We start from the raw sequence: 14564 nt of genomic DNA, 5'->3' as shown, positions 1-14564 counted from the left end.
GTCAGACGCGGCCGGCGTGCACGGCCTCGAGGGCCGCGGCATCCGTCTCGCTCATGCCCTCGATCGGCTCGCCGTTCCAGACGATGTCGTCGCCGAGGGCGGCGAGCACCTCTTTCCGGTCGCCGTGCGAGATCTTCGCGCCGTGCGCGATCGTGGCCGGGCTCCAGAGCATCGCCGCGTCGTCCCACCACCCGGCCCCGATATCGCGCACGTGGAGCAGGTCGTGCAGGGTCCTCGGCAGATGCGACAGCGGCTCGGTGAACGCGTCGGCGATCACGGCGAGGGTGATCTGCCGCTCCGTACCGGGCACGGCGACCACCGGCTCGGCGAGCTCGCCCTGGATCGCCTGGGACACGTCGTCGGCCTCGAGCAGGATGACGCCGTTGGTGGGGCGCGGGTTGCACTCGATGATCTTGTAGTCGGGGGCGGCATCGGAGCCGTGGTCGACGAAGTCGAACGAGATCTGCCCCGTGAAGCCGGGGTCGAGGGCGGCGACGAGCTGCTGCGTGTAGCGCAGGGTGTCGGTGCTGTCGACGGCGATGAACGCGATCGCGGTGGAGTGCGCCCACTGTTCGGCCGCCCGGTAGGTCGTGTGCGCTTGAACCGTGCCGTCGACCACCACGCTGTAGGTGCAGACCATGGGGCCGTCGACGAACGGCTGCACGAGCCACGGCTGCTCGGGGGTCGGCACGCAGTCCTCCACGGGCACCTTGCCCGCGAGCGGCCCCGTGTTGGTCAACAGGCCCACGCCGCCGCGCGAGAAGGCCGCGCGGGCGAAGTAGCGGGGGAAGCGGTCGATGGCGGTGCGCAGCTCGTCGGGCGAGGTGACGACGACCGTCTCGGGGATGGGCACGCCGGCATCCTGGGCGAGGCGCTGGAAGCTCGCTTTGTCGTGCAGGCGGGCGAGGTCGCCGAAGCTGCCGGCGTACAGGCGAACCCCCTCGGGCAGGTCGGCCGCGCGGGCGGCGAGGTAGAAGACCTCCTCGAAGGTCGGGATGACGACCTCGATGTCGTGCTCCTCGACGTAGGCGTTGACCGTCGCGATGAACGCGTCGGTCTCGAAGCGCGGCGACGGGGTCGTCAGGTGGCCCGCGAGGAAGCGCGAATGGCTACCGACCGCTCCCTCGTAGGTGTCGGCGGCGAAGACCGTGTGCCCCACGCTCCCGAGCTTGCGGATCAGATCCAGGGCGAAGGTGTTGCGGGAACTGGTGACGAGCACGCGCATGGAAGCATCCTTGATCGTGGCGGCGAACGATGGCGTCACTCTATCCACACCCCCGACACCCCCGACATCGTCGTCCGGGAAACGTGTCGGCAACACGGTGCTGAGTAGAGTCTCAGCATGGGTGACCTCTTCGACGGTTACGGCTCCACGCTGGCGCCGCGCAAGACCGCATCCGGCATCCCGGCGTACGACGAGATGTTCGGTGCCCCGGCCACGGCCGGCGACGCCGCTCCCTCTCGTGAGGCGTACCGGGAGCTGTACCAAGCGCTGGCGCAGATGACCCAGGAGGAGCTGCGCGGCCGTACCGAGTCGTTGGCCAGCTCGTACCTGGCGCAGGGCGTGACGTTCGACTTCGCGGGCGAGGAGCGGCCGTTCCCGCTCGACGCCGTGCCCCGAGTCATCGCGTACGACGAGTGGTCGCGTATCGAGGCCGGCGTGAAGCAGCGCGTCCGGGCGCTCGAGGCCTTCCTCGACGACGCGTACGGCAATCAGCACTGCGTGCGCGACGGCATCCTGCCCGCCGGTCTCATCTCGTCGTCGCAGTATTTCTACCGTCAGGCCGCCGGCATCCGCAGCGCCAACGGCGTGCGCATCCAGGTGTCGGGCATCGACCTCATCCGCGACGAGCACGGCGAGATGCGCGTGCTCGAAGACAACGTGCGCGTGCCCTCCGGCGTCTCGTACGTGATCTCCAACCGCCGGGTCATGGCGCAGACGCTGCCCGAGCTGTTCGTGTCGATGCGCGTGCGCCCCGTGGGCGACTACCCGAACAAGCTGCTCGCGGCGCTGCGCGCCTCGGCCCCGCCCGGCATCGACGACCCGAACATCGTCGTGCTCACTCCGGGTGTCTACAACTCGGCGTACTTCGAGCACACGCTGCTCGCGCGCCTCATGGGCGTCGAGCTCGTCGAGGGACGCGACCTTCTGAGCATCGGCGGCAAGGTGTTCATGCGCACCACCCGCGGGCCGCAGCGCGTCGACGTCATCTACCGTCGCGTCGACGACGACTTCCTCGATCCGCTGCAGTTCCGCGCCGACTCGATGCTGGGCGCTCCCGGTCTCATGCTGGCCGCGCGCCTCGGCAACGTCACGATCGCGAACGCGGTCGGCAACGGCGTCGCCGACGACAAGCTGCTCTACACGTACGTGCCGGAACTCATCCGCTACTACCTGGCCGAGGAACCGATCCTGAAGAACGTCGACACCTGGCGGCTCGAAGACCCCGGCGCCCTCGAAGAGGTGCTCGACCGGCTGCCCGAGCTCGTGGTCAAGCCCGTCGACGGCTCCGGCGGAAAGGGCCTGGTCGTGGGCCCCGACGCCTCGCCGGCCGAACTCGACGCGCTGCGCAAACGGCTGAAGGCCGATCCACGCGGCTGGATCGCCCAGCCGGTCGTGATGCTCTCGACCATCCCGACGCTGGTGGAAGACGGGATGCGCCCGCGGCACGCCGACCTGCGTCCGTTCGCCGTCAACGACGGCGACGACATCTGGGTGCTGCCCGGCGGTCTCACCCGCGTGGCGCTCCCCGAGGGGCAGCTCGTGGTGAACTCGAGCCAGGGCGGCGGGTCGAAGGACACCTGGGTGGTCGGTGGTTCGGCCCCCTCGCACGTCGAGTACGGCCAGGGCAGTGGCGTCTCGGGCCTGGTCGCCGACCAGGCGGCGGTCACCGAGTCCATCCCGATCATCTACGACGGTCAGCCCGCACCCGCCACCTCGCCGCGCGATCACCGCCCGGGTCGAGACCAGCAGGAGCAGCAGCAGCAGGCGGACGTCAACGTGCAGCACGGCCCGCAGGCGGAGCAGCAGCAGCAGGCGCGGGAGTCGACTCCGGATCCTTCGACAGGCTCGGGGTCCTCGGTCGCACCCGCGGGTGACGGACGGGAGCAGGCACCATGCTGAGCCGCATCGCAGAAAGCCTGTTCTGGATCGGGCGCTACATCGAGCGCAGCGACGGGACGGCGCGCATCCTCGACGTGCACCTCCAACTGCTGCTCGAAGATCCCTGGATCGACGAGGACACCGCGTGCCGTTCGCTGCTGAGCGTGATGGGCTCGCCCTGGCCGGAGAACATCGACACGGTACGTCGTGACGACGTGCTCGCCCGTCTCGCCGTCGACCGGATGAACCCGTCGAGCATCGCGTACTCGCTCACCGCGGCGCGCGAGAACGCCCGCCGCGCACGCGAGATCGTCTCCACCGAGCTCTGGGAGACCCTCAACACCACGAATTCCCGGATGCCGCGACGGTTGCAGACCGAGAAGGTGCACGAGTTCTTCCAGTGGACGCGCGAGCGCGCGGCCCTGGCCATCGGGATCGTCGACTCGTCCACCAACCGCGACGAGGCGTGGCAGTTCTTCACCCTCGGCCGCAGCATCGAGCGCACCGACATGACGGCGCGGCTGCTGGCCACGCGGTCGCTGACCGAGGTGTCGGGTCCGTCGTGGACGACGATCCTGCGTTCGTGCGGCGCCTACGAGGCGTACCTGCGCACGTACCGGGGGATGCCGAGTGCCCGCAACGCCGCGGAGTTCCTGCTGCTCGACCGCCTGTTCCCGCGTTCGATCATCTTCTCCATCCAGCGCGCGGAGGACTGCATGAGCGCGATCGATCCCCGCGCCGATCGCGTCGGTCACTCCAACACGGTGCTCCGCGCCCTCGGGCAGATCCGCAACGACCTCGAGTACCGGCCCATCAGCGAGATCCTGTCGGAGTTGCCCGAGCACATGCAGCGCGTGCAGACCGTCACGCGAGAGGCGTCGGAGGCGATCCGTTCGCGGTTCTTCCCGACGCAGGCCGAGCCGAGCTGGATCGGGGAGATCTCGTGACCCTTCGACAGGCTCAGGAACCGGTCGCGACGGCGGCGTCACGTCAGGCGGAGAGGACGACCCGATGAAACGTCTTCGTATCGAGCACCAGACCGGGTTCATCTACCCGGGCGACGTCTCGGCGTCCTACAACGAGGCGCGGATGCTGCCGCACTCGACCGACAGCCAGTTCGTGCTCAGCTCGTCGCTCGACATCGAGCCGTCGACCTCGGTCAACCAGTACGTCGACTATTTCGGCACGCGGGTCGCGGCCTTCGACGTGCTGTCGCCGCACTCGGCGCTCACGATCACGGCGCGCTCGCTCATCGAGGTGCGTCCGCGTCCGATCGAGCACGCCGACATCACCTGGGAGCAGCTGGCCGCCGAGGCCGATCGATCCATCTCGACCGTCGAGCAACTCACGCAGACACGTCGCACGACCCCGCATCCCGAGGTCGCCGCGCTGGCGCGGTCCATCGCCGCGCAACACGAGCGTCCGGGCCCCGCGGCCCACGCCATCGCGGAAGCCGTCGGTGACGCCATCGACTACATGCAGGGCGTCACGGCCGTCACGTCGACGGCCATCGACGCGTGGGAGGCCCGCAAGGGCGTCTGCCAGGACATCGCGCACATCGCGATCGGGGCGCTCCGCGAGGTCGGCATTCCGGCCCGCTACGTCTCGGGCTACCTGCACCCGAAGCCCTCCGCCGCGGTCGGCGAGGCCGTGACGGGGGAGTCCCACGCGTGGGTGGAGTGGTTCGCCGGCGACTGGCAGGGCTTCGACCCGACGAACAACATCGAGATCGGCGACCGCCACGTGCTGGTCGGTCGCGGACGCGACTACAACGACGTGCCGCCGCTGCGCGGCGTGTACGCGGGCCCCGGGCGCAGCAACCTCAAGGTCAAGGTCACGATCACGCGCGAGACCTGAGTCAAGTTCAGTCGGCCGCCGCCGCACCCAGCAGCGTCTGGATCTCGCGGTGGAGGGCGGGGAGGTTCGCCTCCTCGCCGCGGTCGGCGCGGCGCGCCCACTCGTCGAGGGCGGTGCGCATCTCGAGGGCCGCGAGACCGATCGCCGCGCGCACATCGAGCTCGCTGACGCCGATGCGGGCGGCGATCTCGGGGACGAAAAGGTCGGACGAGGTCGTCTCGCGCCGGATGGCCGCGCCGAGCAGCGTCGGTTCGTGACCGATCAAGCGCCGGACGCGAAGGAATCGCGTGCGCGCGTGCGCGTCGGCGTGCAGGCGGTCGAGTTCGCGGGCGAAGACCTCTCGCAGTGCCTGAGTGAGGGCGGCAATGTCGTCGCCGTCGGTGCCGATCTCGGCGAACGCGGCGGCGAAGCGTCCGTCGTCGATGAAGACGGCGTCCTCCTTCGTGCCCGACAGACGGAAGAAGGTGCGGGCCGAGACGCCCGCGCGGGCGGCGATCTCATCGACGGTGGTGCGCGCGACGCCCTTCTCCTCGAACAGGTCGAGGGCGGCCTCGCAGATCTCGAGCGTCGTCTCGCGCCGTCGACGGTCGCGGAGCGCCTCGCCGACGGGTGCCGCTGCGGTCTCCATGTGGGCTACAGTAGTCCATGTCTTATTGGCAGTCACTGCCACAATGTCATTTACTGCTCACCATCCGTTCAGATTGGTCGTCCATGGTCGCCACCGGAACCGTCCCCACCGCCGCCCCGCCCGGGAAGGCCGCCGTGCGTCCGGGCGCCGTCATCGCGCTGCTCGTCGTCGCCGCATTCGTCGTCATCCTCAACGAGACGATCATGGGCGTGGCGCTGCCCGAGCTCATGCGCGAGCTCGACATCACCGCCGCCACCGCGCAGTGGCTCACCACGGCGTTCCTGCTCACCATGGCCGTCGTCATCCCGGCCACGGGATTCCTCATCCAGCGTTTCCCCCTGCGCACGCTGTTCTTCACCGCGATGGGGCTGTTCACCCTCGGAACGGTGATCGCGGCCGTCGCCCCCGGCTTCGGGGTGCTGCTCCTCGGGCGCATCGTGCAGGCGTCCGGCACGGCGATCATGATCCCGCTGCTGTTCACCACGGTGCTCAACGTCGTCCCCGCCCACCGGCGCGGACGCATGATGGGCCTCATCTCGATCGTCATCTCGGTGGCGCCGGCTGTCGGCCCCACCGTCTCGGGTCTGATCCTGTCGGTCTTCCCGTGGAGGGCCATGTTCATCGTCATGGTGCCGATCGCCCTCGTCGCGATCGCACTCGGCGCCCGCTGGGTGAGGAACCTGACCGAGACCCGCCGCGTCACCCTCGACGTGCCGTCGGTCGTGCTCTCGGCCCTGGCTTTCGGCGGCATCATCTTCGGCCTGTCCAGCATCGGCGAGGCGGCGGGCGGTCACGCGATCGTTCCGGTCTGGATCCCCCTCGTCGTCGGGGCCGTGGCGCTCGCCGCCTTCGTCGTGCGTCAGCTGCGTCTGGGCTCCACCGATCGTGTGCTGTTGAACCTCGCGGTCTTCCGCCACTCCGCCTTCACCGTCGCCGTGATCCTCGTCGTGGTCGCCATGACGACGCTCTTCGGCGTGCTGATCCTGCTGCCGCTGTACCTGCAGAACGTGCTCGGCCTCGGAACGCTGCCCACCGGCTTGATGCTGCTGCCCGGCGGGCTGCTCATGGGTCTCATGGCGCCGATCGTCGGAAACCTCTTCGATCGATTCGGCGCTCGTCCCCTCGTGCTGCCCGGAGCGATCATCGCCAGCGTCGCGCTGTGGGGCTTCGCGACGCTCTCGACCTCGACGCCGATCGGCTTCGTCATCGCCGTGCACTGCGTGCTGAGCCTGGGGTTGGCGTTCATGTTCACCCCCCTCATGACCTCGGCGCTCGGTTCGCTCCCGCGCGAGCTCTACCCGCACGGCTCCGCGATCGTCTCGACCGTCCAGCAGCTCGCGGGTGCGGCCGGCACGGCCGTGTTCGTGACGCTCATGACGGTGGGGGCCGCGGCGGCGGCGACCGACGACGGCGCATCGACGGTGGATGCCACGGCCTCCGGCATCCATTCGGCTTTCTTCGTCGCGGCGTGCCTGTCGGTGGCCGTCATCGTGCTGGCGGCCTTCGTGCGCACCCCGAAGCAGGTCGACGCTCCCGAGGCACTGCCGACGCACTGACGTCGTCCGGCCGTCACCGCGGTGGCGAGGGCGTGCCCGCGACCGGCTCGCCCCGCCATCGTCGGGCCGACGATGACCCGCCGGCCACCCCGGTGTCGTGCCCTCTCCCGGTCAGCGGCCCACGAAGCCCATGTGCTGCGCGTTGTAGCGGTCGCCGTGGACGCCGATGCGACGGGCCAGACCGTCGAGGTCGGCTCTCTCGTCAGCCGAGAGGGGGATCTCGCTCGAACGGGCGTTCTCGTGGATCCGCTCCGTGCGGCGGGTTCCGGGAATGGGGGCGATGTGCGGTCCCTGAGCGAGCAGCCACGCGAGGGCGATCTGCCCGGGCGTGCAGTCCTTGCCCGCGGCGAGGTCCTGCACGTGCGCGACGAGCGCCTGGTTCGCGGCGAGGTTGTCGGCCTCGAAGCGCGGGACGCGCGTGCGGATGTCGCCGTCGCCGAAGGTGGTCGAGGCGTCCACGGTGCCCGTGAGAAACCCCTTGCCCAGCGGGCTGAACGGCACGAATCCGATCCCGAGTTCCGCGAGGGTGGGGAGGACTTCCGTTTCGGGGTCGCGCGTCCACAGGGAGTATTCGCTCTGAAGAGCAGTCACCGGGAACGTCTGATGAGCCGCACGGATTGTGGCCGCCGACGCTTCGGAGAGTCCGAAGTGGCGGACTTTGCCGGCGGCGACGAGCTCGCCGACCGTTCCCGCGACGTCCTCGATCGGAACGTCCGGGTCGACGCGGTGCTGGTAGAAGAGATCGATCACGTCCGTGCGAAGGCGAGCGAGTGAGGCGTCGGCGACCCGTCGAATCTGTTCGGGTCGGCTGTCGAGCCCGACCATCGCGCCGTCACGGATGTCCCACCCGAACTTCGTGGCGATGACGACCTCGTCGCGGATCGGCTCCAGCGCCTCTCCGACCAGCTCCTCGTTGTCGTACGGGCCGTAGACCTCCGCCGTATCGAAGAAGGTGACGCCCGCATCGAGGGCCGACCGCAGCACCGCGATCATCTCGTCGCGGTCGCCGGGGTTCGGTCCGTACGACTGCGACATCCCCATGCAGCCGAGCCCGACCGCGGATACTTCGAGCCCCTGTCCCAATGTGCGCGTGTGCATGCCGTCACTCCCTGGCCGTGTCGTTCCTGGGGTCGACGCTACGCCCGAAGCCGGCGCCCCGGGGGTGACGTCGGCAAACCTCGACGACGGTTCTCGGCCGTCGACAGCGAGGTGCTCGACGCTCTCAGACCGCCTCTCCGGCCCTCGCCTCGTCGGGCTCGCGCCGGGAGGCGCCCGCGCCGAGTGTCAGCGTCGAGGCGAGCCCGAGGGTCAGGAAGGCCGCAGCGGTGAAGGCCGCGGCGCGCGTGCCGTCGCTGAAGGCTGCGCGGGCGTTGATCGCCAGATCCTGCGTCTCGGGCGACGCGCCGAGGCCGGCGATGGCCGCGCCGGCGCTGTCGACGACCTCTGAGACCACCTGATCACGCTCGGCTGCGGGGATGCCGCGATCGTCGAGAGTGGATGCCAACACCCCCGCGGTCGTCGAGAAGAGGACAGTGCCGAGGATCGCGACGCCGAGAGCCGCGCCCAACTGGCGCGACGTCGACTGGGTACCCGACGCCTGGCCACTCGCGGACGGCGGCACATCGGCCAGGACGACACCCGTCAGCTGCGCGGTGGCCAGCCCCACGCCGAGTCCGTAGACGAAGAGGAACGGGATAAGCGGTCCCCAGGTGGCATCCGGTCCGATCGTGACGGCGACGCCGGCGACGCCGATGATCTCGGCGAGAAGGCCGCCGCGTACGATCCACACCGGCGCCACCCTGCCGCTGAACGCCCCGACGACGCCGCTCGCGACGAAGGAGCCGATGGCGAGCGCGAGCAGGAGCAGGCCCGTCTGCAGGGCGTCGAAGCCGACGACGAACTGCAACCACAGCGGCAGTGCGAGGATGATGCCGAACTCGCCCAGCGACACGACGGCGGCCGCGATGTTGCCGTTGCGGAACGACGTGATGCGGAAGAGGTCGAAGGCCAGCAGCGTCGAGCGCCCCTGGCGCTGGCGACGCAGTCCCCACGCGATGAAAGCGATCACGGCGACCAGGGCCACCGCGAACGCGATCGGCACGGGTGACAGCGAGAACGGCCAAGCCCGATCACCGATCGTGGGGACGGTGGCAACGGTCCACCATCCGTACGTGCGTCCCTCGATGAGGCCGAAGACGAGCGGGGCCATCGCGAGCACCGACAGGAGGGCGCCGACGCCGTCGATCCGGGTGACACGGTCGCTGCGCGACTCGGCCACGGTGAGCAGGACGCCGATCACGATCACGACGCCGAGCGGAATGTTGATGCCGAACGCCCACCGCCACGAGAACGCGGTGGTCAGCCAACCGCCGAGCAGGGGCCCGACGGCCGCCATGCCGCCAATCGTGGATCCCCAGACGGCGAAGGCGATGCCGCGCTCGCGGCCGCGAAAGGTGGCGTTGATGATCGACAGCGTCGTCGGAAGGATCATCGCCCCGCCCACGCCCTGCACGAGGCGCGACAGGATGAGCAGCCCCCCGGTGGGGGCGAGGGCTGCGGCGACGGAGGCTCCGGCGAAGATGACGACGCCCCACAGCATCAACCGTCGTCGCCCGAATCGGTCGGCGAGGCTGCCGAACACGAGGAGGAACGACGCGAAGACGAGGGTGTAGGCCTCCTGGACCCACTGCACCTCGGTCGAGGAGATCTTCAGCTCTTCGACGATCGAGGGCACGGCCACGTTGACGATCGTCGAGTCGACGATGATCAGCGAGACGGCGATGCTGATGAAGACGAGTCCCGCCCACCGGCGGGATGCCTGGTTCCCGGTCATGTAGCTAGCTTATCTAGCGATTTCGGAGAGCGCGAGGGGGTGCGTGCACGCTCGAGGGCCGGCGCGCGCACGGCGCTGGACATCGACGGGAGATCAGGCGCTGTGACGAGGGCGGTGCACGGGGCGCGGAGTGCGCTCGCCGGGCGGCAGCGGGATGGCGGTCGTGCCGGCGATCTCGTCGCTGAAGTCCTCGGGCTCCACCGGGATCGTCTGCAGCGGACGCGTTTCGTCGAGGGTGAGGCGGAAGCGTTTCGTCTCGTGGCGGTGGACGCGGCCCGATGCCAGCGTCCACGCGACGCCCACCCCGCACGCGAGGAGGGCGACGGCGGCGGCCAGCCCGATCGCCGTGCGTGGTCCGAACTCCGTTGCCACGGCGCCGACGATCGGAGCGCCGACCGGGGTGCCGCCGAGCAGGATCGCCATGTAGAGCGCGATCACCCGGCCGCGCAACGACGGGTCGGTGGTGGTCTGCACGTACCCGTTGGCGGTGGTGAGCGTCGTCACGACGCAGAAGCCGGTGAGCACGAGAGTTGCGGCATACGTCGCGTAGCTGGGGGCGAGCACCGAGAGGGCGGATGCCACGGCGAAGCCGCCCGTCCCCACCACCACGACGCGCATCCGCGCGCGATCACGGCGCGCTGCCAGGAGGGCACCGGCGAGCGAGCCGATGGCGACGAACGAGCTGAGCAGGCCGAACCCGTCGGCGCCGCGGCCGAATTCGAGGGCCATCGTGGAGGCGAAGATCGGGAAGTTCATGCCGAAGGCGCCCAGCAGGAACACCATGACGAAGATGACGACGAGGTCGGGGCGCCGCGCGACGTAGCGGAAGCCGTCGGCGAGGCGAGCGGGACCGTTCCGCCGGGCGCGGGCGACGAGCTCGTGCGGCCGCATCATCAGCAGCGCGCCGAGCATCGCGAGGAACGTCACGGCGTTGACGAGGAACACCCACCCGGTGCCGACGAGCACGATCATCACTCCGGCGACGGCCGGGCCGATGAGCCGGGCGGTGTTGAACGACGCGGCGTTCAGCGCCACGGCGTTGGAGGCATTCTCTTGCGAGACGAGGTCGGACACGAACGCCTGCCGCGCGGGGTTGTCGAACGCCGTCGCCACACCGAGGGCCAGCGCGAAGCCGTACATGAGGGGGAGGGTCATCGCCCCGGCGAGCAGCAGGATGCCGAGACTCACGGCGAGCGCGAGAAGGGCGCCCTGCGTGCACATGATGAGCTTGCGACGGTCGAAGCGGTCGGCCACCCATCCGGTGACGCCGACCAGCAGGAGCGGCGGGGCGAACTGCAGGGCCATCGTGACGCCCATCGCGGCGGCGTCGTTGTCGGTGAGCTGCGTGAGGACCACCCAGTTCTGGGCGGTGGCCTGCATCCAGGCGCCGACGTTGGAGACGAGTGCTCCGATGAACCAGACGCGGTAGTTGAAGATCGACAGCGACCGGAACATCGATGTGCTCACCTGTCGGCCACCTTCCTCATGATCAGGGCCGCGCGGGCCAGCGTTTCCCGTTCGTCGGGGGTCAGGTCGGCGAGCGACTCCTCGAGGAAGGCGTCGCGCCGGCGGACGGTCTCGTCGACGATCGTGCGCCCATAGGCGGTGAGATCGATGCTCACCCGACGGCGGTCGACGGCATCCGGGGTGCGTGTGATGTAGCCGGCTTCTTCGAGAAGAGAGACGGTGCGGTTCATCGACGGTGCGGTGACGCGCTCACGATCGGCCAGTTGACCGAGCGTGTGCGCGCCGTGCACCGTCAGCGCGGCGAGGACGGCGAACTGCCCGTCGCTCATGGTGTCGACGGCTCGTTGCGCCCGGAGGCGGCGAGCCAGTCGGAACGTGGCCATGCGCAACTCGGAAGCTGCGGCGCTGTGGTCAGGAATGTTGTCGGTGAGGGGGGATTCGTCGACGCTGTCATTCATATTCCTAATCGTTAGCATAACTCATTAGTCCTGCTAAGGGAATGGATGCCACGCTGTTCGTGGTGCCGCGGGGGCCCGGCGCCGGTGGCGGGTCGCCGTCGTACACTCGGCCCATGCCCGAGTTCGTCGACGCCTACGGCATCCCGATCGTCTACGACGTCTACGAGGCGCCCGAGCCTCGCGCGGTGGTGCAGCTGCTGCACGGCGTGGGCGAGCACGCGGGCCGATACGGCGCCCTGATCGAGACCCTCGTCGCCGGCGGATACACCGTGTACGCCGACGATCATCGCGGCCACGGACGCACAGGGCTCCGCCAGTGGAGCGGCGATCACACCAAGCTCGGTCGCCTCGGCCCCGGCGGGGTGGATGCCGCGCGCGACGCCGTCTGGACGCTGACGCAGCGCATCCGCGACACGCATCCCGCCCTCCCCCTCGTGCTGATCGGGCACTCGTGGGGGTCGTTCCTGGCGCAGATGCTGCTCGATCGGCATCCCGAGGCCTTCGATGCCGTCGTGCTGAGCGGCACCGCCCTGCGCTGGCCCGGCTCGCTGAACGCCGGAGACCTGAACGGCCCGTGGAAGCACCTGCGCGGGTCGGGGATGGAGTGGTTGTCGAGCGACGAGCAGGTCGGACGCGACTTCGTCGACGACCCGCTCACCACGTCGGTGCCGCTGCTCCGACTGTTCGGGCCGGTGGAGGCGGCGAAGCTGTTCGGCCGTCCGCGACGGGATCTCGGACGAGACGTGCCGATGCTGCTGATGGTGGGACGCGACGACACCGTCGGCGGTCCCCGCAGCGTGCACCGCTTGGCCGACGCCTACCGCGAGCGGTCCGGTTTGACCGACGTCACGGTGCGGGTCTATCCCGGGGCCCGGCACGAGATCTTCGCCGAGGTGAGGCAGGCCGACGTCCGTGCCGATCTGCTCGCCTGGCTCGACGCGCGGCTGCCGGCCGGCGCCACACGGCCGTCGGTGGACTGAGCGCCTCGCAGCCAGGGCCGCCTGAGAGGGGACGAAAGCCCTCCGGCACCCGGCCCCTCTCCCCCCATCGGCGGCATCGGCGGACGCGGTGACGCAACCGACCGATGTCTCCAGCCTGCGGGAGTGAGGGCGAACGGGGGAGAGCCGGAAGCGGTCATGTCCGCAAGAGGGCGCCTCCTCGTCGGCTGTCGCAGACACGCCCGGTGGTCGCGCAGTTATTGCGCCTAGCGGCTACACCTTTTGGTTGCTATCCCGCAAAAGCCTGGGTACTGTCGGGAGGGCCGGGACACCTCGATGACGAGTCCCGCCTCGCACACCCGAACCGCCCGCCATCCCCCTGGAGCGTGTCCCTCTCCCGGTCCTCCGACCGGTCGATCGCGCGCGCCCGCATCGTCACGTCCCTCAACGAAGAACGGATCCCGCGTGAACACTTCGGACACCACCCCCACCGCCGGCGTCGGCGCCTGGTTCATCGGCGCACGAGGATCGCTCGCCACGACGGCGACGATCGGCATCCACGCCCTCGCGCTCGGAGCCGCCTCGCCGGTCGGCCTCACCACCGAGACCGACGCCGTGCGCGTCTCGGAGTTCCCGGCGGTCTCCGACATCGTCGTCGGCGGACACGACATCGCCGCCACGCCGCTCGAGGAGCGGGCCGAGCACCTCGCCGCCGGCGGCATGTTCCCCGCCGCGCTCGTCGAGGCCGTGCGCGAGCGGCTCCGTGCCACCGAGGAGAACCTCCGCGCGGTGCCCACGCTCACCACGACGCAGCAGGAGGAGATCGACCTGCTCGCCGCCGACATCGTCGACTTCCGCGACCGTCACGGCCTGCGCGAAGTCGTCGTGATCGATGTCTCGTCCACCGAACCCCTGCCGCCCTACCACCCCGGTTTCGAGGACGACGAGGCGCTGCAGACCGCCCTGACGACCCCGGGGGTGCGGGTGCTCCCGCCCAGCTCCCGCGCGGCCCTCGCCGCGATCGCGGCCGGTGCCGCCTACGCCGCCTTCACCCCCTCGGCATCCCTCAACCTCCCCGTGCTGCGCGCACGGGCGGAGCGTGCGGGCATCGCCTACGCCGGCCAGGACGGCAAGACGGGCGAGACGCTCCTTCGCACGGTGCTCGCACCGATGTTCGCCGCCCGCGGCTTCCGCGTGCAGTCGTGGGCGGGCACGAACCTGCTCGGCGGCGGCGACGGCGCCACGCTCGCCGACCCGGAGGCCGTGCGCTCCAAGCTCGTGTCGAAGAACCGCGGGCTGCACGCCCTCGTCGGCGACGACGTCGTGGCCCCCCTGCACATCGACAACGTGCCCGACCTCGGCGACGTCAAGACCGCGTGGGACCACGTGAGCGCGACCGGATTCCTCGGCAGCCGCGTCACCCTGCAGACCACATGGAGCGCGTACGACTCCGCGCTCGCCGCGCCCCTGGTGATCGACCTCGTGCGATCGCTGTCGCTGGCCACCCGCGCCGGCCACGCCGGCGTCGTCCCCGCCCTCGGCTGCTTCTTCAAAGACCCGTGGGGCAGCGACGTGCACGGCTTCGGCGAGCAGACGGCGCAGTTCATCGCGTGGGTGCACGAGACCGCGGCCGCCGTCGCTGCGGCGCGGGTCGCCGCCCCGTGACGCGGGCCGCGGACTACCTCGACCTCGTCCGCGCCCCCGCGTCGCTGACCGTGCTCGGC

General features: G+C 70.2%; 12 protein-coding genes. 6 read left to right on the top strand and 6 right to left on the bottom strand.

Annotation, left to right across the window (positions count from 1 at the left end; translation table 11 throughout):
- Position 1: 1 nt before the first annotated feature.
- Entirely contained in the window at positions 2 to 1225 is a 1224-nt protein-coding gene (locus tag RWP81_RS07555) for a carbamoyl-phosphate synthase large subunit (RefSeq protein ID WP_314454317.1), read from the bottom strand.
- 117 nt (positions 1226 to 1342) lie between these two features.
- Between RWP81_RS07555 and RWP81_RS07550 the strand changes: the two genes are divergently transcribed.
- The 3 genes from RWP81_RS07550 (at position 1343) to RWP81_RS07540 (ending at position 4960) form a co-directional block, all read left to right on the top strand.
- Positions 1343 to 3124 (top strand): circularly permuted type 2 ATP-grasp protein, encoded by a 1782-nt coding sequence (locus RWP81_RS07550; protein WP_314454314.1) that lies wholly within the window; start codon positions 1343 to 1345, stop codon positions 3122 to 3124.
- The gene (locus RWP81_RS07545; RefSeq protein WP_055951557.1) at positions 3118 to 4050 is read left to right on the top strand and encodes an alpha-E domain-containing protein; all 933 of its coding nucleotides are present in this window, start codon (positions 3118 to 3120) and stop codon (positions 4048 to 4050) included. Before RWP81_RS07550 ends, RWP81_RS07545 begins: the two co-directional genes overlap by 7 nt.
- A gap of 64 nt (positions 4051 to 4114) precedes the next feature.
- Positions 4115 to 4960, top strand: a complete 846-nt coding sequence (locus RWP81_RS07540) for a transglutaminase family protein (protein ID WP_055951554.1) — start codon at positions 4115 to 4117, stop codon at positions 4958 to 4960.
- Positions 4961 to 4967: 7 nt separating this feature from the next.
- Here RWP81_RS07540 and RWP81_RS07535 read toward each other — a convergent pair whose 3' ends face one another.
- Positions 4968 to 5588 carry a helix-turn-helix domain-containing protein gene (locus tag RWP81_RS07535; protein ID WP_314454305.1) on the bottom strand — a complete coding sequence of 207 codons (621 nt, stop codon included), beginning with the start codon at positions 5586 to 5588 and terminating at the stop codon, positions 4968 to 4970.
- Positions 5589 to 5671: 83 nt separating this feature from the next.
- Here RWP81_RS07535 and RWP81_RS07530 point away from each other — a divergent pair, with 83 nt between their 5' ends.
- Positions 5672 to 7144, top strand: a complete 1473-nt coding sequence (locus RWP81_RS07530; protein WP_314454303.1) for an MDR family MFS transporter — start codon at positions 5672 to 5674, stop codon at positions 7142 to 7144.
- Positions 7145 to 7255: 111 nt separating this feature from the next.
- On the opposite strand, the gene RWP81_RS07525 is transcribed toward RWP81_RS07530, so the two are convergent.
- The 4 genes from RWP81_RS07525 to RWP81_RS07510 all read right to left on the bottom strand — a co-directional run bounded on the left by RWP81_RS07525 (position 7256) and on the right by RWP81_RS07510 (position 11902).
- A complete protein-coding gene (locus RWP81_RS07525; RefSeq protein WP_314454302.1) occupies positions 7256 to 8242 on the bottom strand; it encodes an aldo/keto reductase in 987 nt (328 codons plus the stop codon).
- Positions 8243 to 8366: 124 nt separating this feature from the next.
- Entirely contained in the window at positions 8367 to 9977 is a 1611-nt protein-coding gene (locus RWP81_RS07520; RefSeq protein ID WP_314454300.1) for a DHA2 family efflux MFS transporter permease subunit, read from the bottom strand.
- A gap of 93 nt (positions 9978 to 10070) precedes the next feature.
- Entirely contained in the window at positions 10071 to 11432 is a 1362-nt protein-coding gene (locus tag RWP81_RS07515) for an MFS transporter (RefSeq protein ID WP_314454321.1), read from the bottom strand.
- An 8-nt stretch (positions 11433 to 11440) separates the two neighbouring features.
- Positions 11441 to 11902: a MarR family transcriptional regulator gene (locus tag RWP81_RS07510; RefSeq protein WP_314454298.1), complete on the bottom strand. Its 462-nt coding sequence runs from the start codon at positions 11900 to 11902 to the stop codon at positions 11441 to 11443.
- A gap of 113 nt (positions 11903 to 12015) precedes the next feature.
- Here RWP81_RS07510 and RWP81_RS07505 point away from each other — a divergent pair, with 113 nt between their 5' ends.
- Together RWP81_RS07505 and RWP81_RS07500 are read left to right on the top strand one after the other, a co-directional pair.
- Positions 12016 to 12882: an alpha/beta fold hydrolase gene (locus RWP81_RS07505; protein WP_314454295.1), complete on the top strand. Its 867-nt coding sequence runs from the start codon at positions 12016 to 12018 to the stop codon at positions 12880 to 12882.
- Between the two features lie 423 nt (positions 12883 to 13305).
- Complete coding sequence (locus tag RWP81_RS07500; protein WP_314454292.1) at positions 13306 to 14505, top strand: inositol-3-phosphate synthase; 1200 nt, start codon at positions 13306 to 13308, stop codon at positions 14503 to 14505.
- Positions 14506 to 14564: the final 59 nt, after the last annotated feature.

Origin of the sequence: uncultured Microbacterium sp., assembly GCF_963521695.1 — a bacterium.
Classification (GTDB): Bacteria; Actinomycetota; Actinomycetes; order Actinomycetales; family Microbacteriaceae; genus Microbacterium.
This window is presented reverse-complemented; position numbering and strand designations above follow the sequence as displayed.

Bases quoted from the DNA above. Each gene is read 5' to 3' on its own strand.
- RWP81_RS07555 (WP_314454317.1), bottom strand. From the start codon at position 1,225: ATGCGCGTGCTCGTCACCAGTTCCCGCAACACCTTCGCCCTGGATCTG.
- RWP81_RS07550 (WP_314454314.1), top strand. From the start codon at position 1,343: ATGGGTGACCTCTTCGACGGTTACGGCTCCACGCTGGCGCCGCGCAAG.
- RWP81_RS07545 (WP_055951557.1), top strand. From the start codon at position 3,118: ATGCTGAGCCGCATCGCAGAAAGCCTGTTCTGGATCGGGCGCTACATC.
- RWP81_RS07540 (WP_055951554.1), top strand. From the start codon at position 4,115: ATGAAACGTCTTCGTATCGAGCACCAGACCGGGTTCATCTACCCGGGC.
- RWP81_RS07535 (WP_314454305.1), bottom strand. From the start codon at position 5,588: ATGGAGACCGCAGCGGCACCCGTCGGCGAGGCGCTCCGCGACCGTCGA.
- RWP81_RS07530 (WP_314454303.1), top strand. From the start codon at position 5,672: ATGGTCGCCACCGGAACCGTCCCCACCGCCGCCCCGCCCGGGAAGGCC.
- RWP81_RS07525 (WP_314454302.1), bottom strand. From the start codon at position 8,242: ATGCACACGCGCACATTGGGACAGGGGCTCGAAGTATCCGCGGTCGGG.
- RWP81_RS07520 (WP_314454300.1), bottom strand. From the start codon at position 9,977: ATGACCGGGAACCAGGCATCCCGCCGGTGGGCGGGACTCGTCTTCATC.
- RWP81_RS07515 (WP_314454321.1), bottom strand. From the start codon at position 11,432: ATGTTCCGGTCGCTGTCGATCTTCAACTACCGCGTCTGGTTCATCGGA.
- RWP81_RS07510 (WP_314454298.1), bottom strand. From the start codon at position 11,902: ATGAATGACAGCGTCGACGAATCCCCCCTCACCGACAACATTCCTGAC.
- RWP81_RS07505 (WP_314454295.1), top strand. From the start codon at position 12,016: ATGCCCGAGTTCGTCGACGCCTACGGCATCCCGATCGTCTACGACGTC.